At 60.4% G+C, this 21,543-nt stretch carries 5 protein-coding genes and 3 pseudogenes; 3 read left to right on the forward strand and 5 right to left on the reverse strand.

The genetic code is table 11. The annotated features are described in order from the left end of the window. From AO388_RS30075 to syrB1, 5 genes and pseudogenes are all read right to left on the reverse strand, one after another. Positions 1-3,265, reverse strand: a pseudogene (locus AO388_RS30075) (amino acid adenylation domain-containing protein); the annotation flags it as partial. A gap of 1 nt (position 3,266) precedes the next feature. Then, positions 3,267-5,231, reverse strand: a pseudogene (locus AO388_RS30080) (condensation domain-containing protein); the annotation flags it as partial. Positions 5,232-5,618: 387 nt separating this feature from the next. Then, the gene (syrC, locus tag AO388_RS20170) at positions 5,619-6,830 is read right to left on the reverse strand and encodes a syringomycin E biosynthesis aminoacyltransferase SyrC (protein WP_003433914.1); all 1,212 of its coding nucleotides are present in this window, start codon (positions 6,828-6,830) and stop codon (positions 5,619-5,621) included. A gap of 72 nt (positions 6,831-6,902) precedes the next feature. Then, positions 6,903-7,835, reverse strand: coding sequence for a syringomycin E biosynthesis L-threonyl-[L-threonyl-carrier protein] 4-chlorinase SyrB2 (gene syrB2, locus AO388_RS20175; protein WP_003349549.1), 933 nt, complete (start codon positions 7,833-7,835; stop codon positions 6,903-6,905). Between the two features lie 17 nt (positions 7,836-7,852). Further along, entirely contained in the window at positions 7,853-9,697 is a 1,845-nt protein-coding gene (gene syrB1 / locus AO388_RS20180) for a syringomycin E biosynthesis L-threonine--[L-threonyl-carrier protein] ligase SyrB1 (RefSeq protein ID WP_054081197.1), read from the reverse strand. 332 nt (positions 9,698-10,029) lie between these two features. Here syrB1 and AO388_RS20185 point away from each other — a divergent pair, with 332 nt between their 5' ends. From AO388_RS20185 to sypA, 3 genes and pseudogenes are all read left to right on the forward strand, one after another. Further along, positions 10,030-11,091 carry a TauD/TfdA family dioxygenase gene (locus AO388_RS20185; RefSeq protein ID WP_003433909.1) on the forward strand — a complete coding sequence of 354 codons (1,062 nt, stop codon included), beginning with the start codon at positions 10,030-10,032 and terminating at the stop codon, positions 11,089-11,091. Between the two features lie 80 nt (positions 11,092-11,171). Beyond that, positions 11,172-12,872 (forward strand): cyclic peptide syringomycin export ABC transporter SyrD, encoded by a 1,701-nt coding sequence (syrD, locus tag AO388_RS20190; RefSeq protein WP_003433908.1) that lies wholly within the window; start codon positions 11,172-11,174, stop codon positions 12,870-12,872. A 138-nt stretch (positions 12,873-13,010) separates the two neighbouring features. Next, a pseudogene (gene sypA / locus AO388_RS20195) lies at positions 13,011-21,543 on the forward strand (syringopeptin non-ribosomal peptide synthetase SypA); the annotation flags it as partial.

Below are 21,543 nucleotides of genomic sequence, written 5' to 3' on the forward strand. Positions count from 1 at the left end.
GCGAGGTCATCGCGGTTATCGAGCACCAGCACCGGAAGGTCCAGGGCAGGCAGGTTGTCGTGCAGATCCTGAGTGGTCAGCACTGCCTGCGGCGAGCTGTCCTCAAGCATATAGGCCTGACGCGCGCTCGGCAGGACAGGCTGACCGCAACTCGCGTATCCGGCTCCACGCCCAGTTCGATCAGGCGATGGGCGAGCTGGTTGGCCTGTTGGTTGAGTTCGGCGTAGGTGAGCAGCGGCCCGCTGTCACCGCGTACGGCGCAGGCATCCGGACGCTGGTTGACCTGTTGCTCGATCAGTTGGTGAATCAACACATCGCGAGGATAAGGGTGGGCAGTGTCATTGAAGCCCGCCAGCAACAGCTCGCGCTCATAGTCCGGCAGTATCGACAGGCTGTTCAACGCGGCATGCGGGGTGTGTTCCAGCGCTTCCACCAGGCTGTGCAGTGCAACCTGCATGTACTCGCCGATGCGCTGGGCATTGATTTGCTGGACGGCCTGAATAGTGAGCGTGAAAGCATCGCCCAGGTCATCGACGTTCAGGGTCAACGGGTAGTTGGTATTGTCTTCGGTGCCGAAAGACTCGATCCCTTCCCAGGCGGCGGCAGCTTGTGCCGAAACATCGCCCACGACACTGTGCCGGTAGTTGAGCAATGCACTGAATAGCGGCGTCGGTGCGGCCACGCCGCTGCAACGCTGGGCGAGCACCAGCGGAGCATGCTCATGCCCCAGCAAGGATGTCAGCCGCTCGTGGGTCGCCTTCAATCCCTCGGCCACTGTCGTCGCGTCGATATCGACGCGCAGCGGCAAGGTATTGATAAACATGCCCAACGCACGGTCGGCACCGTCGCCGGCCTGCATACGGCCCAGCAGTACCGTGCCGAACACCACTTTTTCACAGGCCGAGACATTGCCCAGCACCCGCGCCCAGGCCAGGTGCATCAGGCTCGCGACGCTGACGCCTGCCTGTCGAGCCTGAGCCCGCAAACGCAGGCTCAGCTCGGCGGCCAGGGGCACGCTGGCCTCTTTGAGGTCACGGCCGCCGTCCTGCACATCCTGCACACCGAATGGCAGGGTCGGCTCGACGATGTCGCCGAGCATCTCGCGGAAGAACGCTTCGTGCTGAGCATCACGCCCCCCCAGGCGAGCCTGGGCGACATAGTTGCGATACGGCACCGTCTCAGCCAACGCATCGCCCTGACCGAGCAGGTGCGCCTGAATTTCATGCAGGACCACGGACAGGGAAGTGGCGTCGCTGACCAGGTGATGGGACAGCAGCATCGCCAGCCAGCGGTCGTTGACCGGGTCATGGCTATAGACAATGCGCATCAATGGCGCGTTACGCACATCAAGGCGGTAATGCCGAGGGTCGAAGCGCTGGTGCAATTGCTCGTCAACCGGGCCGTCTGCAGGGTCGAGGAACAACTCGGTGACTTGCAGTTCAGCCTGGCGCAGCACCACTTGCACCGGTTCATCAAGATCTTCCCACAGCACTGCGGTGCGCAGGATATCGTGGCGGTTTATCACGCATTGCAAAGCGCCGCTGAAAGCGTCCAGCCGCGCCCGGTCTGACACGCCAAACAGTGCTTTCAGGGTATAGGGGTCGCCCTGTTCGGCACTGATATGGTGGTAAAGAATCCCCGCCTGCAACGGTGCCAGCGGGTAGATGTCCTGCACATTGGCAGCACCGCCGGGCACGTCCTTCGCCACGCGGTCGATCTGCGCCTGAGTGAGGCTGATCAGCGGCAGCAAATCAGGGGTGATGTGTTCGCAATGTTCGGGAATCAGGTTGGCCGGCACCACGACGTCCGTGCCGCCATCGACTGCTGCGGCAAGCGCCGCCACGGTCGGCTGGCCGAACAGCACATGCACATCGGCGCTCAGACCGACATCGCGCATTTGCTGGATCAATTTCACCGCCAGCAGCGAGTGGCCGCCCAGCTCGAAGAAGTGATCATGACGACCCACCTGTTCAACCTTGAGCACGTCGGCCCAGATCGACGCCAGCAGCATTTCCACTTCGCCTTGCGGCGCTTCGTAACCACGGCTGATCAGCGATTGCGCATCCGGAGCAGGCAGTGCCTTGCGATCCAGCTTGCCGTTGGGCGTCAAGGGCAGGCTGTCCAGCTGCACAAAAGCGCTGGGAACCATGTATTCGGGCAGGTGTTCAAGCAACTCTTTGCGCAGGTTTTCGGCGGGGACCGGTTCGCCACACAGGTAGGCCACCAGACGCTTGCTGTCAGGTTGTGCCGGGTCGTCTGCGCGGGCAACCACTACCACTTCACGCACACCGGTGCACAAAGCCAGAGCGGCCTCGATTTCGCCGATCTCGATACGCAAGCCGCGGATCTTCACCTGGAAGTCATTACGGCCCAGGTATTCCAGCGCGCCATTGGTCAGCCAGCGGCCCACGTCGCCGGTTTTGTATAGGCGGGCCTGCGGGTCGCTGGAAAACGGGTCAGCGACGAAACGCTCGGCACTCAATTCTGGCTGGTTCAGGTAACCCCTGGCCACGCCGATGCCGCCAATGTGCAGCTCACCGGCAACGCCCAGTGGTTGCAACTGGCCTGACGCACCCAGCACGTGCATTTGAATATTGGCAATCGGACGGCCAATAGGCACGCTTTCGCCCGGATCCGTCGGGCGGCATTCCCAGGCAGTAACGTCGATGGCCGCTTCGGTCGGGCCATACAGGTTGTGCAGTTCAACACCCTTGAGCTGTTGCTCGAAGCGGCGCTGCAACGCGCGAGGTAAAGCCTCGCCGCTGCACAGCACGCGGCGCAGTTGCGGGAAGTCGCGGGTTGAGCGGTGCTCCAGAAACACATCGAGCATCGAGGGCACGAAGTGCAGCAGGGTAATGCCCGCGTCACTCATGACCTGCGCCAGATAGTCAGGGTCTTGATGGCCACCGGGACGGGCCATGACCAGTTCGGCACCGGCGAGCAGCGGCAGGAAAAATTCCCAGACCGACACGTCGAAGCCGAACGGGGTCTTTTGCAGTACCCGATCGTTGCTGTCCACGTGATAGGCGTCGCGCGCCCAGAGCAGGCGGTTAACAACTCCAAGGTGCTCGTTCATCACGCCTTTGGGCGTGCCAGTGGAACCTGAGGTGTACAGCACATAGGCCAGATGATTCGGCTGAAGACCCAGAGCTTCGGCATCCGGGTTGTTGATCGGCTTTGAGGCAAGCTGGGCGCTGTCCTGGTGGTCATCCAGAATCAGTACCGGCAGCGTCATGGCCGGCAGGTTTTCGCTCAGGTCCAGAGTNGTCGCGCGCCCAGAGCAGGCGGTTAACAACTCCAAGGTGCTCGTTCATCACGCCTTTGGGCGTGCCAGTGGAACCTGAGGTGTACAGCACATAGGCCAGATGATTCGGCTGAAGACCCAGAGCTTCGGCATCCGGGTTGTTGATCGGCTTTGAGGCAAGCTGGGCGCTGTCCTGGTGGTCATCCAGAATCAGTACCGGCAGCGTCATGGCCGGCAGGTTTTCGCTCAGGTCCAGAGTGGTCAGCACCGCCCTTGGCGAGCTGTCCTCAAGCATATAGGCCTGACGCGCGCTCGGCAGGTCTGGGTCGATCGGCACGTAGGCGCCACCGGCCTTGAGAATACCCAACAGCGCCACGACCATTTCCGGACCGCGACGCAGGCTTACCGCAACCCGCGAGTCCGGTTCCACGCCCAGTTCGATCAGGCGATGGGCGAGCTGATTGGCCTGTTGGTTGAGTTCGGCGTAAGTGAGCAACGGCCCGCTGTCGCTGCGCACCGCGCAGGCATCCGGACGCTGGGCGACCTGTTGTTCGATCAACTGGTGAATCAGGACATCGCGAGGATAGGCGAGGGCGGTTTGGTTGAAAGTTGCCAGTTGCTGATGCTCGTTTTGGCTCATCAGCGGGAAGTGTGCCAATGGGTTGTCGTGTTGATTCAGCACAGCTTCAAGCATGGCGAAAATGCGCTGCTGTATGCGCTGAACTTCCTCGAAGGTGAAGTAAGCCGTGTTGAAGTTGAAGTCCAGGTGGATGTCTTCAGAGGGATGGTAATCGCGTACGAAGATCGCCATGGGCGTCTGTTCGTAGCCGTTGTCCAGCATCAGCACCCGCGCCGGGTCCTCGCAGCCGAACGTGACATCACCATCGAAGCTTTCGAATGACAGTGAAACATCGAACAGCTGATGGCGTCCGGTTTGCGCCAGCCGCAGGCTACGGTTGAGTTCGGCAATCGGGAAACGCTGGTGACGGTAAGTGCGACGTAGTTGCGTACCGATGTTATTCATCAGGTCGACCAGCGTTGCATGCGGATCGAAGCCCACGCGAATCGGGCTGATCGAGGAAAACATCCCGATGGTGGCTTTCTGACGAGCATTGGTGCGGTTATGCACCGGCATTCCGACAACGATCTCATCGACGCCTACGGTACGGCAGAAATAGGTGCTGATCACTCCGACCAGTACATGAGCCACGGACAGGTTGCATTCGCTGGCAAACTGCGTAAGCGCGTTGTAAAGCGCGCGGGGCAACATGGCTTGAACCTGGTCACTAGGAGCTGGACCGTTGGTTACGCCTGCCTTGAAATCTGCTCTGCGTTGCAGCAGAACCGGCGGCAGTTGGGCGTAGGTCTGCTCCCAGAACAGTCGATCTCGCTCGTAGCGAGAAGACGTCATGTAGGCCTTGTCTTCTTCAAGGAACGAGAGGTAAGAAGGCCCCTCGGCAAGCGTTTGCTTGCCTTCCAGCAAGCCTGAGTAGGCATCGCTTACGGCGTGCGCGATCAGCACTGCACCGATACCGTCGGCGACCAGGTGGTGCAAGCGATTGAACCAGTAATAAAGTTGCGGACCGCAACGAACCAGACGCGACTCCCAGAGTTGTCCGGTCATTGACTCAAAGGGTTGGCGGAAGGACTCGCGCAGATGCGCAATGGCATGCTCGGCGTCGCCGTCGACCTCAGGCAAGTCGGTCACTTCAAGCTTGAACGGCGCCTCTGACAGAACACGCTGGCCGCCCATGCCCCTCTCGTGGCTGAAACTCAGGCGCAACGCGTCATGGCTGTCGATGACCATCTGGATGGCTTTCTCGAACAACACAATATCGATCTCGCCCTTGATCTCCAGAGTCATGCCGATGTTGTAGTAAGGCAGGTGCGGGTGTGTGAGCTGATCGAGCCAGATACCTTGCTGAACCGAAGCCAGCGAAAGGGGTTCTTGTCCTTGCGTGCACAGATTGTCGATCAACGAATTCATCTCAAAGCACCTGTTTGCGAAATCAATTGGCTCGTCTCCGGTCGAAGGGCGGCGCGGCATGTGGCTGGACGGCTGCCAGTCGGAGGGAGGACTAAAAACATTGAAAAAAAAATAGAGCATCCCCTTGGGGATGTCTGTCGTGGGAAGCTGGGACAACTGCGGGCTTCCGGGCTGGGTGTTCAATGATTCAAGACTGTTCGGTATAAGGCCCGGACCGATTCGACTGGCTTGTGGAGCGGGGTGGTGAAGGGAAGGTTGGTGATTGGTGCTGCGCCAGTGTGCCGCCTGGAAGGTGAGCCGGTTACCGCCGCGCTCAAGGCCGCAGCGCAGAGTGAAGTCGGGGGCCTGAGCCCCCGCCCTTTTATTCGCCGAGGTATCGCGCGACTGTCAGGCGACAGCGGGCTGAAGAACTTCGTCCAGGAAGCTGAAGGCGGTGTGTTTCGATTGCGGGCTGGAGACAAAGAACGCGAGGTGGCTGCCATTGTGTTCTATGTGCAGCGTGGCGTCCTTGATCGACGCAGCGATATGCCGTGAGCCACCGATGTGCGTCGTCGAGTCGGCATCGCCAGCCACGACCAGAGTTGGCGCGCTGATGCGCGCCAGTCGTGATGCCAGCTCGGTCTTGTTCAGTGCGTCATTCAAACGCGCATAGCGATAGAACAACTCGGGATTGACATAGGGGTAAAGCACCACGTGGGCAATGGACTCGGGGGTAGTGGCCAGCGTCGACTGGTCCAGGAACATCGCTTGCAGGTCAGCAGCCTCGCCGCGATCCTGAGCTGCGCTTTCCATCAGCCATTCGAAGTTTTGCTGATGAGCGGTGCGCAGGTCGTTGTCGCCCAGGTTGTAATCCCCATGCCACAGGCTCAGGGAGTTGACCCGGTCGGCATGGGCTGCAGCGGCGCTCAGGGCGATGACCGCGCCGCCGCAGATACCCATCAGATGCGCGCTGGATAACCTGAAGTGATTCATTACGCTGATCATATCGGCAACCTGGGCATCGGTGTCCACCGCGATCTGGTCGAACGCCTCGCAGGCACCGAACAGTCCCCGGGTCTCCCAGGTCACGACAAAAAACCGCTCGCTCAAGGCATTGAACCAGTCGCGGCAGAGATCGAACGGAATGCCGCAGGGTAATGCCAGAACCACAGGAGGCAGCTCGCGGTTGGTACTGGCATGCACCAGCAAAGGCGCATGGTCACGGGTGGTTAGATGCAGTGTCTCGATGTGCGGCACTGCACCACTGAATTCGAAATGCTTGAGCAGTCGATTGAAGGCGGTGACGTCTTCAGCATCGTCGAAGTGCTCGTAGGTATAGTCGAGCGCTTCGCATATTTTGCGGCTTATAAAGTATTCGAACGACGACAGTTGTGCCTCGCCCCCATGCAAGTACTGGAGGGTGCGCACACCGATGCGCGCAAACGCCGCATTGATTGCCCGCTCGGCGGCTCGCACGCTGGAGCACGCCGGCTCTGGCAGAGGACCGTCGTCCCGGGCGAGAAAGCTCAGGCACACGGGATCGGGCAAATTGAGGGCAAGGTGCCTGAGCATCCTCACCGTCTCGCACAGACGCATCGCTGCATCGGAGGAAATAGTCATGGATCGTCACTCTTTGTCGGGCGCTTTTTTCAGGCACATTGCGCGAGGCTACTGTCGTCTGACGTATGTGGGTCAGACCGCTTCGAATTTCTTGCCGCGTGTGGTGTGAGTCACAAGGCGGTTGTATTCCGGTGTTTCGTCACCGATCACCTGCACCGCACCGTATTTCTCCAGGCTGATGCGGCCGCCGTACTCTTCGATGTGGTCCGAATCCGGATAGATGTGCACGAACGACGGTACGTAGCGTGACGCAAAGCCCATGCGCATCTCCTGTGATTCGCCGCTGTGCGGATAGGACGCGTGCATCAGGGTCGACCAGAAAATGATGAACTGCCCGGCTTTCATCTGCATGGGCACAGCAGAGGCCTCGTCGGGCTTCCAGTTCTCATCGATCTGCAACTGGCGATAGTCGTAACCGAAGAAACCGCGACGCACGCCGTCCTTGACCACCGAGTTGTTGGCGTCGGGCTCATAGCTCATGCGCTTGGTTTCGTCGTAGTTCATGCTGTTCTGGGTGCCAGGAATGAACTGCAGGCAGCCATTGGCAATGTTGGCGTCGGTGAACGCCGTCCAGACGGTGATGGTGCCGCCGAACTCTTCGTTTTCCGGCCAGATGATCTGCGGCTTGCCGGAGGCATTGGCGAACGTATCGGCCTGATGCCAGTCGGTGCCTTCATCGCCCGGATACTTGGGAAAGAACTCGGTGCGCCAGCACAGCACATTAGGGCCGAGGATACTTTCGACGCGATCGCAGATTTCCGGGCGACAGATGTGGCTGGCCAGAAAGTCATCGTCCAGATGGCGGTCATAGTTGGCGATGTTGGTACCCCCGGAAATGGCGTCCAGGTCCTGATAGGCGGCGGCGCTACGGTCGAGCAGGCGCAGACGGGTGCGCTTCCAGGTTTCCTTCATTTCTTCTGGCGAATAGGCGTCAAACGGACCGATAAAGCCGTTTTTCTCGAACGAGGCACGCTGTTCCGCAGTTAAAGCGAATTTTTTGCTCATGAGCTTTTCCTTTTCGGTCAATGGGCTTGAACAAGGCTACGGGAGATGTGGTCGGCCAGGACTTTGGCCGTTGCGCCATCCGCCAGGATCCCGGGGTCGAGGTTGATTTTGTAATGTGTCTTGAGCTTGCTCAGCGAGCGGATCAATGCCAGAGAAGTGCCGCCGGAATCGAAGAAATCGTCATTGACACCGATGTTTTTCAGACCCAGGTCTTCGCTCCAGACTTTGAGCACGAAGTGCTCCTGTTCACTGAGGCCTTTGACATCAGTCGTTTGTGAAGTCGTCGCGGCAGCGGTTGGCGAGGGCAGTTGTTGCTTGTCGATTTTGCCGTGGGGGGTCACCGGCAGCTCTGCCAGTGGCACATACAGCGAGGGACGCATGTACTCTGGCAAATTTTCGGCCATCAATGCAGCAACTTCGCTGCGGGCCTGTTCGGTCCAGGCTTCGACGCCCTGGGCTGGCACCACGTAAGCCACCAGGCGCAGGTCGCCATCGCCGTAATCATGTACGCCAACATGGGCAGCGGCCACGCTCGGGCTGGTTTGCAGAGAGGCTTCGATCTCGCCGGGCTCGATGCGGAAACCGCTGATTTTCAATTGCTCGTCGCAGCGACCGGCGTAACGGTATTCGCCATTACCCTCCAGAGTCATCAGGTCGCCAGTACGGTAGGCGCGTACAGCACCGGGCAACTCGATGAAGCGCTCGACGTTGAGCGCCTCACGGTTCAGGTAGCCCTGAGCCACGCCCGCGCCTTCGATGTACAACTCGCCAGTAGTGCCTGCCGCGACCGGAGTCTGACTCGCGTCAAGCAGGTGCAGGCGCCAGCCGTCCAGCGGCTTGCCGAGAGACACCATGGCCGCTGTTTCCAGATCCTGCGCCAACACTCGCTTGAAGGTGGTGTGAACGGTGGCCTCGGTGATGCCGTACATGTTGATCAGCGCAGGCTTCTGGTCGCCATGGCGCTCGACCCAGGAACGCAGCACGCTGGCGGGCAACGCTTCGCCACCGAACACTACATAGCGCAGCGCCAGAGAAGCAGTGTTGCCACGATCGGCTTCATCAAGACCACGGAAAGCCGATGGCGTCTGGCTGAGCACGGTGATGCGCTGATCGGCGAGCCATTGACGCAGGGCGGCAGGAGAACGCGAGACGTCATACGGGACAACGGCCACCTGGCCGCCATGGGCGAGGGCACCCCAGATTTCCCAGACCGAGAAGTCGAAACCGATGGAGTGGAACATCGACCAGACGTCCTGGGCGTTGAAGCCATAGACGCGTTGAGTACTTTCCAGCAGGCGACTGACGTTGCCATGGGAAACCTGTACGCCCTTGGGCTCACCGGTGGAACCCGAGGTGTAGATGATGTAGGCAGTGGCAGTACTCGGGTCGATACGGGTGTCTTCAGCGGCCGATTGCAGCGCCGGCGCGGACAGTAACTCGTCGAGTGCCAATACGCGCAGCGACGGTATTTTCGGCAGGTTGGTGGCATCACCGATGATCAGGCTCAGCTCGCTGTCACGCACGATGTGCTCGACGCGTTTGCCAGGGTATTGCGGGTCGACCGGCACATAGGTGCCACCGGATTTGAGAATACCCAGCAGGCTGGTGACCAGATCGACGCTGCGCGGCAGGTACATGCCCACACGCGTGCCATAGGTCACACCTTCATCGCGTAAACGTGCAGCCAGCTTTGTCGACAGCGCGTCGAGCTGTGCGTAGCTCAACGTCCGGGCGGCATCGCTGACGGCGGTGCGCTCAGGAAATTGTCGCGCCCTGTCACTGAATATCTCGTGCAGGAAAGCACCGGGTTTGAGAGGGGCTGACGCGGCGCTAAGCGATTCGTCAGTGTTCGTAATCGGCATGACCAAGGCTCCTGTGTAATAACCAGACGCAGCGTTCAAATCCGCTGCAATCGAGACATCCCTGCGGCCTGACGAATCCGTCAATGGGCCGGCATGATCCGCAGTTGGCGCATTTCAGCACCGACTGCCGGGCTGCGTCTGTCGAGGGAAATGGGGACAAAGCCTGCCGATTCTGATCAGTACGCATCGACACTCTTCGCGACCGATGTCCCGGATTGCGGTGACAGACGCCTCTGGCCATCAGTGTTTTTATTCTTGCGCGGTGCCGGAGCGTACTGGTCTGGCTCCATACAAAAAGTGGATGTGAAGGGCTGAGGTCCAGGAGTTTGTTCATGAGTCTTCAAGCTAACACTGCGCCCGTTTTCGCTGATGAACAGCAAACGGATGCGCCAACCTGGCCTGACAGGGCCGCTGACCCGTCGGTGCGGTTGTCCTTGCTGGCTACCGGTACCCGTTTGCCTGTGGTGATCGAGCCAACAGTTGACGGACTGGATCCGGTGCTGTGGGCCAGCGCCCGGCGCGAAGCGATCGAGACGCTGCTGTGCCGTCACGGCGCGGTCTTGTTTCGGGGATTTGATCTGCCTTCGGTCGCTGCCTTCGAAGGCTTTGCCGAGGCGCTTTCACCTGGCCTGCACGGCGCGTACGGCGACCTTCCGAAAAAGGAAGGCGGGCGCAATGTCTATCGCTCAACGCCGTATCCAGAGCGCGAGATGATCCTTTATCACAACGAGAGTTCGCACCTGGAAAGCTGGCCACGCAAGCAATTTTTCTTTTGCGAGCAGCCATCGCGGGTGGGTGGAGCAACGCCGCTGGCGGATATCCGTCAAGTGCTCGCGTACCTGCCGCAAGAGGTGGTCGAGCGCTTCGAGAGCAAAGGTCTGCTTTACAGCCGGACCTTCACCGCCGGTGTCGAGCCGAGCTGGGAATCGTTCTTCGGCACGTCCGAACGCAGCGTTATCGAGCAGCGTTGCCGCGAGCAAGGTACAGACTTCGAGTGGCTTGACGGCGACACCCTGCAGCTGCGCACCCAGTGCCCGGCAGTGATCACCCATCCCTTCACGGGCGAGCGTTGTTTCTTCAATCAGGTGCAATTGCATCACCCGTATTGCATGGGCGAGGAACTGCGTGAGGACCTGCTCGACATGTTCGGCCCCGAGCGCCTGCCACGGTTGGTCAGCTATGGCGACGGCTCAGCCATCGAGGACTCGGTGATGGCCTTGATCGGTAAAGCCTACGAGGCTTGCGCTGTGCGTTTCGACTGGCGCAAGGGTGATGTGGTGATGCTTGACAACATGCTTGCCGCACACGCCCGTGACCCTTATGAGGAACCCCGGCTGATCGTTGTCGCCATGGGCGAAATGACCGCTCGCGGCGACGTTTGGCAACCGGCCTGAATGACCGACATCCCGTTATCAAGCCAGGACTTTCAACCACCGGCGCCCGCGCTGGCTAATGAATTCAAGGGCAGCAGCTAATGAAAACCAAGCAAGAAAAGAAGGCCAGACCAGGCTCGATCATGCGTCTGTTGTGGAGCAGCCATCCCTGGCTGACGTTCTTTACGCTGCTGACCGGGCTCATCAGCGGCGTTGCGTCCATTGCCGTGGTCAATGTGATCAACCAGGCGATTCACGAGGAGACCTTTCAGCGTGAGTCGTTGTTCTGGTTCGTTGGCCTGAGCCTGGTTGCCCTGGTTTTCCGCAACGGTGCGTCGCTGTTTCCGGCCTACGCCAGCATGCGCATCATGACCCGTATGCGCATCGCCCTGTGCCGCAAGATCCTCGGCACGCCGCTTGAGGAAATCGACCGCCGTGGTGCGCCGAATGTGCTGACCCTGCTGACCAGTGATATGCCGCAACTCAACGCTACGCTGTTGGTCATGCCAACGATCCTGGTGGAGTCGGCGGTGTTCCTGTTCGGTATTGCCTACCTGGCCTACCTGTCCTGGGTGGTGTTTGCAATAACCATCTCGCTGATGGTGCTGGGCGTTGCAATGTACATGCTGTTTTTCATGGGTGGCATGAAGTTCACCCACAAGGTGCGCGACGAGTTCACGGCCTTCAACGAATACACACACGCGCTGGTGTTCGGCCTCAAGGAACTGAAACTCAACGGTATTCGCCGCCGCTGGTTCAGCCGCTCGGCGATCCAGGAGTCTTCGGTGCGGGTCGCGAAGTACAACTACATTGAACGGCTCTGGTTCACTGGCGCCGAAAACGTTGGCCAGTTGACCCTGTCGTTGCTGGTCGGCTGCCTGCTGTTCGTTGCGCCGATGTTCGCTGTTATCGATGCCAGGACCATGAGTGCCAGTGTGTTGGCGGTGCTGTACATCATGGGCCCGCTGGTAATGCTGGTCAGCGCCATGCCGATGCTGGCCCAGGGACGTATTGCCTGCACGCGCCTAGCGGATTTCGGATTCTCCATCAACGAACCGCACCCAGAACCGGAAACCAGCGATGCCGACAATGTGCTGCTCCTCGATCACAAGAAGTCATGGGGCAGTATCCAGCTGAAGAACGTACACATGAACTACAAGGACCCGCAGAGCAGTTCCGGTTTTGCCTTGGGACCTATCGACCTGACGATCCACTCCGGTGAACTGGTCTACATCGTCGGCGGCAACGGTTGTGGCAAAAGCACCCTGGCCAAAGTGTTTTGCGGCCTGTACATCCCGCAAGAGGGTCAACTACTGCTCGACGGTACGGCGGTCACAGACGACTCGCGCGGCAACTATCGCGATCTGTTCTCGGCGGTGTTCTCTGACTTCCATGTGTTCAACCGATTGATAGGTCCTGACGAGAAAGAACATCCCAGCACCGATCAGGCGCAGAAATACCTGTCGACTTTGGGCCTGGAAGAAAAGGTCAAGATCGAGGGACTTGGTTACTCGACCACCACGGACTTGTCGTACGGCCAGCAGAAACGCCTGGCACTGGTTTGCGCCTACCTGGAGGACCGTCCGATTTACCTGCTGGACGAGTGGGCCGCCGACCAGGACCCGCCGTTCAAGCGTTTCTTTTACGAGGAATTGCTGCCGGACCTCAAACGTCGCGGCAAGACGATCCTGATCATTACTCACGACGATCAGTACTTCCAGTTGGCCGACCGCATCATCAAGTTGGCCGACGGTTGCATCGTCTCCGACGTGAAGTGCGAGGTCCAGGGCAAGCGCGCCTGAACTCAAGCGCAGTCCAAATTCCCAGGGATGGTCCTTCACAAAACTGCATGAAGCAGGCTCGTCCCTGGCTCCGAATCGACTACCGGTTATCGCTGCCTTTTGTATGCGGCCAGGCCGACCCTTTGCGAGAAGAAATGTATGGCATTTGCCCTGACCGCTGCGCAACGCAATATCTGGCTGGATCAGATGACCCAGGGCGACTCGCCGTTATACAACATCGGCGGCTATATGGAGATCGATGGTGCCGTCGATTCCGTGTTGTTCCAGCAGGCCGTGGACCTGTTGATTGAAGAACACGATGCTCTGCGCATGGTCCTGCTTGACGAACGTGACGAGGAGGGCTTGCCGCTACAGGCCTTCGCCTCGAGCATGCCGCAGTGTATGACTCCGATCGACCTGCAAGGGCATGACGACCCGCGTCAGGCAGCCGAACACTGGGTGCAGACCCGGCTTGAAAAAGCGTTCAGGCTCGAGGGTGGGCCACTCTACCGAATGCATTTGCTCAAACTCGAAGAGCAGCGCTTCTACTTTGTGTTTTATACCCACCACATCGTGCTCGACGGCTGGAGCATCGACGGCGTCTGTACGTACCTCAGTGAGATTTACAATGCGCTGCTCAATCAGCGCACGCCTGACGTTGCCGCACCGTCCTATGTCGATTTCATCAAGGATGACCTCAAGTATCGCGGGTCGCGACGTTTTTCGCTCGATCAAGCCTACTGGCTGGACAAATACCGTGAGATCCCCGATCCGTTGCTGACAGCGCGCCCGCGCCAGGTCTCTATTCAGAACCAGACAGCACACAGCCGCAGCGGCCACATCAGCTCCGGTCTTGACCGTGGTCTGGAGCAGCAGATCGACGATCTGGCGCTTCGACTGCAAGCCTCGTCGTTCCATGTTTTGCTGGCAGTGCTGTACGTGTACTTCACCCGCGTCTACCAGCGTGATGAACTGGTCATCGGCCTGCCGATTCTCAACCGCTCCAATGCCGGCTACAAGAAGACCCTGGGGCTTTTTACCCAACTCAGTTCGGTGCGCCTGAAATTCAGTCCAGACCTGCCGTTCGCAGAACTGGTCCAGGGTATATGTCGGGCAGTCAAGCAGGATTACCGCCACCAGCGGTTCCCGGTCAGCGACCTCAACCGGCTGCTGGAATTGCGCCGTACCGAGCGTACCCAATTGTTCGATCTGACGTTCTCCTATGAGCGCCAGAACCTTCCGCTGCATTTCAATCAGGCAGCCGCCAGCACTACCAAGTGTTCGAACAACCACGAACAGACGCCGCTAGCTATCTACCTGCGCACCAACGCCTGCGAAACTGAATCGTGGATGCACTACATCTACAACGAGGCGTTTTTTCAGCACGACGAGATTGTCCTCCTTGCCGAGCGCTTGCAGCGTGTTATGGAGCAGGGGCTGACGAATGAACAACTCCCGGTGAACGGGTTCTCGCTGATCAGCGAGACCGACACCTCCCGGGTTCAGGCGTGGAATGCCGATCAGCCACATTTCGCCGATGACCTGACTATCCACCAGCAGTTCGAAGCACGCGCTACAGAACGACCAGACGCCGTGGCGCTGGTATTCGAAGATCAAACCCTGAGCTACGGCGAACTCAACGCCCGCGCCAACCAGGTCGCGCATCGCTTGCTCGCGCTGGGTGTGCTCCCTGATGATCGCGTGGCGATCTGCGTCGAGCGTGGCCCGGCGATGATTATCGGCTTGCTGGGCATCCTCAAATCCGGTGCCGGTTATGTACCGCTGGACCCGGCTTACCCACTAGAGCGCCTGGCCTATACCCTCGGCGACAGCACGCCAGTGGCATTATTGAGCCAACAGTCAGTACAACAAGCGTTGCCGTTATCTGAAGTGCCGCTGATCTATCTCGACGACGCCGACCTGCAGAACGAATCCGTGTGCAATCCGCAGGTAGCGGTCAAGTCCAGCGACCTTGCCTATGTGATCTATACCTCCGGCTCCACCGGCCTGCCCAAGGGCGTGATGGTCGAGCATCGCAACGTTGCAAGGCTGTTCTCGGCCACTGAAGAGTGGTTCGGTTTCAATGAACAGGATGTCTGGGCGCAGTTCCACTCGTTCGCCTTCGACTTCTCGGTCTGGGAAATATGGGGCGCATTGCTGCACGGCGGCCGTCTGTTGATCGTGCCGCAACTGGTCAGCCGCTCGCCAGAAGACTTCTACAGGCTGCTGTGCAGTGCCGGTGTCACGGTGCTCAACCAGACGCCAAGTGCGTTCCGCCAACTGATTGCGGCTCAGGGCGAAAAAGAGCAGGCGCATTCGCTGCGCCAGGTGATTTTTGGCGGCGAAGCCCTGGAAACGGCGATGCTCAAGCCGTGGTACGCCCGCAAAGTCAACGCCACGACACAACTGGTAAACATGTACGGCATCACCGAAACCACGGTGCATGTGACCTATTATCCGTTGCAGCCTGGAGACGCCCAGCGCGTCGGTGCCAGCCCGATCGGCAAGCGAATCCCTGACCTGCAACTCTATCTGCTCGATGCCTTTGGTCATCCGCTGCCACCGGGTGCGGCGGGCGAGTTGTACGTGGGCGGGGCAGGCGTGGCCCGTGGCTACCTCAATCGCGATGAATTGAACGCGACGCGCTTTCTCGATGATCCATTCGCCCCGGAACCCGGGGCGCGAATGTACCGCTCTGGCGATCTGGGTCGTTGGTTGCCGGACGGCAGCCTGGAATACCTGGGCCGTAACGATGAACAGGTGAAAATTCGTGGCTTCCGTATCGAACTGGGCGAGATCGAAGCTCGATTGAGCGCTTGCAAAGGCGTGCGTGAAGCGGTGGTCGTGGTGCGTGAAGACGAACCGGGCGACAAGCGCCTGGTGGCCTATGTCATCGGCACGGCAGACCTGGAACCGGACGCTACCTGGTTGCGTGAACAGCTGCGCCTGTCGCTGGCCGAGCACATGTTGCCGAGCGCTTTTGTCAGCCTGCAGGCTTTCCCGCTGACCGCCAACGGCAAGCTTGATCGCAAGGCACTGCCGCTGCCCGTGGCCGAGGCCTATGCCCGGCGTCAATACGAGGCACCGAAAGGGCTGACGGAAACCCGCCTGGCCGGGTTGTGGGCCGAGTTGCTGGGCGTCGAGCAGGTAGGCCGTCATGACCAGTTCTTCGAATTGGGTGGGCATTCGATGCTGGCGGTGAAATTGATCGAACGCATGCGCGACATCGGTCTGAATGCCGACGTGCGCGTGCTGTTCGGCCAGCCGACCCTGGCCTCGCTGGCGGCAGCGAGCGGCAATGTCACGGACGTGCAGGCGCCCACCAATAAGATTCCCGCCGACTGTCGGCACATTACGCCCGACATGCTGCCTCTGGCCCGACTCACCCAGGCACAGATCGACCGTGTGGTCGCCACAGTGCCGGGCGGTGTGGGCAACGTGCAGGATATCTATGGGCTGGTGCCGTTGCAGGAGGGCATTCTTTATCACCACTTGAGCAGTGAGGAGGGTGATCCGTACCTGTTGCAGGCGTTGTTGCGGGTCAATAGCTTCGAGCAACTGCTGGACTTCACGGAGGCCTTGCAGCAAGTCATTGACCGTCACGACATTCTGCGCACAGCGGTAGCCTGGGAAGAGCTCGACGAGCCAGTGCAGGTGGTCTGGCGTCAGGCACGGCTGCGCGTCGAGGCGTTTTTACCGCACCCGGAGCAGGGTGATGTCGCGGCCCAGTTGCAGGCACAGTTCGATCCACGGCGGATACGCATGGATCTGCATCAGGCACCGATGATGCGCCTGCATTACGCAGAGGATCCCGTCAACCAAAGCTGGGTGGCGGTGTTGCTGTTCCATCACCTGATCGATGACGCCACCTCGCTGGCCCTGCTGGGCGCAGAGATCGAGGCGTTCAGACAAGGGCGCGGCAACCATCTGCCAGCGTCGGTACCGTATCGCAATCATGTGGCTCAGGCGCGATTGAGCATGAGCCGCGAGGAGCACAAAGCGTTCTTCCGCGACATGCTCGCCGATGTTGACGAGCCGACCCTGCCGTTCGGCCTGCAAGACCTGCAAGGCGACGGCAGCGGAGTCGACGAAGCCCTGCTACCGGTTGACCCGGAGCTGGCCGAACGTCTGCGCGCCCATGCCCGACGCCTCGGCGTCAGCAACGCCAGCCTGCATCACCTCGCGTGGGCTCAGGTGATCGGGCGCCTGTCAGGGCGTCAGGACGTGGTCTTCGGTACTGTGCTGATGGGCCGCCTGCTCAGTGGTCAAGGCGCCGAGCGGGCCTTGGGCATGTTTATCAATACCTTGCCATTGCGTGTCGCGGCCGGAGAGCAGTGCATTGAGGCTGCAGTGCGTACCACCCACGCACGGTTGGCGGCGCTGGTCAGTCATGAGCATGCACCGTTGTCACTGGCCCAGGGATGCAGCGGCGTGGCGGCACCGACACCGTTATTCAGTGCACTGATGAACTACCGCCATGTCGCGGTCGGCGCCCAGACACCTCAACAGGCAGGGCAGACCAGGCTTTGGGGCGGTGTCGAGGTACTCGGCGGTGAAGAGCGCACCAACTACCCACTGTCCTTGTCGGTGGACGACCTCGGCGAATCCTTCGGCCTGACCGTTCAGGCAGTGGCCGGAATCGGTGCCCGGCGTATCTGCGGTTACATGCACACCGTGCTGGAGCAACTGGCCGACGCGCTGGACAGCCGGCCCGATGCACCCTTGCACAGCCTCGACTGGTTGCCCGTGCACGAGCGTCGCCAATTGCTGGAAGACTTCAACGCATTCGACTGCGGCTACCCGCAAGACGTTTTGCTGCACCAGCTGTTCGAGGCCCAGGCGGCTGCGCAACCCGACTCGGTGGCAGTCACCTACGAAGGCCAGCAACTGAGTTACCTCGAGCTCAATCAGTGGGCTAACCAGATTGCCCATCGGTTGATCGCCGAAGGCATTGGTGCTGATGACCGGGTGGCGATCTGTGCGGAACGCAGTCTGGAAATGATCGCGGGCCTGGTGGGCATTCTCAAGGCCGGCGCAGGCTACGTACCACTCGACCCTTCTTACCCTGCGGAACGTCTGGCCTACATGCTTGAGGACAGCGCACCGAAAATGCTGCTGACCCAACGCGGTTTGCGTGAGCGCTTTGCGCAGGCCGTCATGCCGGTGTTGCTGCTGGAGGCTGATGCCCGCGCCGAGAGTGATATTGACCGCACGCCGACGACCAATCCGCAGCTTGCGGGGCTTGGCGCGCAGCACCTGGCTTACCTGATCTACACCTCGGGCTCTACCGGACAGCCCAAAGGCGTGGCCATGCCCCATGCGCCGCTGGTCAATCTGATGCATTGGCAGATCGCCCAGACTGTCGAGCACGGTCGCCCGAGGCAACGCACCTTGCAGTTCGCCGCGCTGGGTTTTGATGTGGCCTTTCAGGAAATCTTCAGCACCTTGTGTGCAGGTGGCGAACTGTCTCTTATCCACGGTGATACCCGTCTGAATTTCCGCCGCCTGTTCCAACATATTTGCGAGCAGCGTATCGAACGCCTGTACATGCCGTGTATTGCCCTGCAGGCATTGGCCGAGGCGGTGATCGCTGAAGCCGAACAGACTGATTGCCTGTTGCAGGACGTAATCACTGCCGGTGAGCAACTGCGAATCACCGAACCGATGCGGCAGTTATTCGCCCGTTTGAACGACGCCCGCCTGCATAACCACTACGGCCCGACGGAGTCCCATGTGGTCACGGCGCTGACCCTTGAGGGTGACCCGCAGGCCTGGCCGACCTTACCAAGCATCGGTCAGCCGGTGGCCAATACCCGCATTTACCTGCTCGACGAACACATGCGCCCCGTTCCGGTGGGCGTCGCGGGTGAACTGTACATCGGCGGTGCGTGTGTCGCGCGTGGCTACTTGAACCGTGATGAACTGACCAACGAACGCTTTATCGCTGATCCGTTTGCCGCCAGCGATGTCGGCAACCCACACGCGCGCCTGTACAAGACCGGCGACCTGGGTTGCTGGCAGGCCGACGGCAGGATCGTCTATCTGGGCCGTAACGACGATCAGATCAAGATCCGAGGTTTCCGTATCGAACTGGGCGAAATCGAGGCGCGTCTCGGTCGATTTCCAGGTCTGCGCGATGCAGCAGTGCTGGCCCGCGAAGACGTTCCCGGTGAAAAGCGCCTGGTCGCTTATTTCAGCGTGCACGCCGGGCAGGTGGTGCCCGAGGCCGACCAGATGCGTCTGCATTTACAGGCGCTGCTGCCGGATTACATGATCCCCGCAGCCTATGTCCACCTGGAAAAACTGCCGGTGTCGCCCAATGGCAAACTGGATCGTCGCGCGTTGCCGCAGCCATCAGCCGATGCCTTCGTCAGTCGCGACTATCAGGCCCCGATCGGCGACACCGAAATCATGCTGGCTGAGCTCTGGGCCGACGTGCTGAGTGTTGAACGCGTCGGTCGGCAGGACCATTTCTTTGAACTGGGTGGTCACTCGCTGCTGGCGGTGAAGCTGATCGAGCGCATGCGTCAGGCTGGCCTGAGTGCCGATGTGCGCGTGCTGTTCGGCCAGCCCACCCTTGCCGCACTGGCGGCGGCTGTGGGCGGCGGTATCGAGATCGAGGTTCCGGCCAACGGCATTCCCGACGGCTGCGAGCACATCACCCCGGACATGCTGACCCTCACCACACTGGACCAGTCGAGTATCGAGCGTATTGTCGCCAGCGTTCCCGGTGGCGCAGCGAACGTGCAGGACATCTACCCGCTGGCACCATTGCAGGAAGGCATTCTTTATCACCATCTCGCCGCGGAGCAGGGCGACCCGTATCTGCTGCAAGCAACCTTCGCCCTGCATGATCCGGCGCACGTACGACGCTTTGCCGAAGGCTTGCAGGCAATGATCGATCGCCATGACATCCTGCGCACGGCGCTGGTCTGGGAAGGTCTGAAACAACCGCTGCAAGTGGCTCTACGCCGGGTCGAGCTGTCGATTGAGCAAATCACCCTGGCACCGGGCGGCGGCGATATCGTCGCCCAGATGCAACGCCGTTTTGATCCCCGCGAGTACCGCCTCGATCTCAGCCAGGCCCCGCTGGTTCACCTGGCCTTTGCGCAGGACTCGGAGAATCAGCGCTGGGTGGCGATCCTGCTGTTCCATCACATTGCCCTCGACCACACCGCGCTGGACGTGATGAGCGCAGAAATGCTCGCTCACGTGCAAGGCAGCGCGGCGCAAATGCCGGCGGCGATGCCTTACCGGAATTATGTGGCGCAGGCCCATCTTGGCGTGAGTCGCGAACAACATGAAGCATTTTTCCGCGAGATGCTCGGCGATGTCGATGAACCGACGCTACCGTTCGGTCTGCTTGAGGTGCAGGGTGACGGGCAGGGCATCAAGGAGGTTCGCCACGCGCTTGCGGCCGATCTGTGTCAGCGCCTGCGCACTCAGGCGCGGCAGCTGGGGGTGAGTGCGGCAAGCTTGCATCACCTGGCCTGGGCGCGAGTGCTGGGCAGCGCCAGCGGGCGTGAAGACGTGGTATTCGGCACGGTGTTGCTGGGGCGCATGCAAAGCGGCCTGGGTGCCGACCGCGCCTTGGGCATGTTCATCAATACCTTGCCGCTGCGGGTCGATGTCGGTACGTGTGCAGTGCGTCAGGCCGTGCGTCAGACCCACGCCCGTTTGACCGCATTGCTCGGCCACGAACACGCGCCGCTGGTGCTGGCGCAACGTTGCAGCGCGGTGGATGCAGCGTCGCCGCTGTTCAGCGCGTTGCTCAACTATCGCCACAGCCCGGCACGTGAAGCCAGCGGTGGCGATCGTTGGGCGGATACCCAGGTGCTCGGCGTACTCGAACGGACCAATTACCCGTTGACCCTGTCGGTGGACGATCAAGGCGAAGGCTTCCTGTTGAACGTACAGGTAGCAGCCGGTTTCGATGGCCAGCGGATCTGCGACTATATGCAGACCGCCCTGAGCCATCTGGTTCAAGCCCTTGAATCGGCACCGGACTCAGCAGTGCGCGATCTGCCAGTGGTGCCGGAAGCCGAACGGACGGAGCTGCTGGTGGCGTTCAACGACACCGCGCGGGACTATCCGCAGCAACAGACCGTGCATAGCCTGTTTGAAGCTCAGGTGCGGGCGTGCCCCGAGGCTTGTGCGGCAATCCACGACGGCGTTGCCTTGAGTTATGCCGAGCTCAACACTCGGGCCAACCGTCTGGCGCGGCATCTGCTGGGGCTTGGTGTGCAGCCGGGTGACAGTGTGGCGATTTTGCTGGAGCGCAGCCATGACCTACTCGCCAGTCAACTGGCAGTGCTCAAGTGCGCGGCGGTGTATGTGCCGCTGGACATCAATGCACCGGTCGAGCGTCAGGCATTCATGGTTGAGGACAGCCAGGCGCGTGTACTGCTCACTCACAGCCAAGTGTCGCTGGAAACCGCTGCACAGCGTGTCGATCTCGATGGTTTGCCCCTGAACGATCTGAAAGACACTGATCTGGCGTTGCCGCAGTCAGCCGTCTGGTGATCAACAACGGTTACGCCGATTTCAACGCTCAGGACCGCGTGGCGTTCGCTTCCAACCCTGCATTTGACGCCAGCACGCTGGATGTCTGGGCACCGTTGCTCAACGGCGGCTGTGTGGTGGTGATCGGGCAGAACGACTTGCTCTCCCCATTGAACTTCCAGCGCCTGCT

The sequence above is a fragment of the Pseudomonas sp. ICMP 10191 genome (assembly GCF_001467335.1).
GTDB lineage: Bacteria > Pseudomonadota > Gammaproteobacteria > Pseudomonadales > Pseudomonadaceae > Aquipseudomonas > Aquipseudomonas cerasi.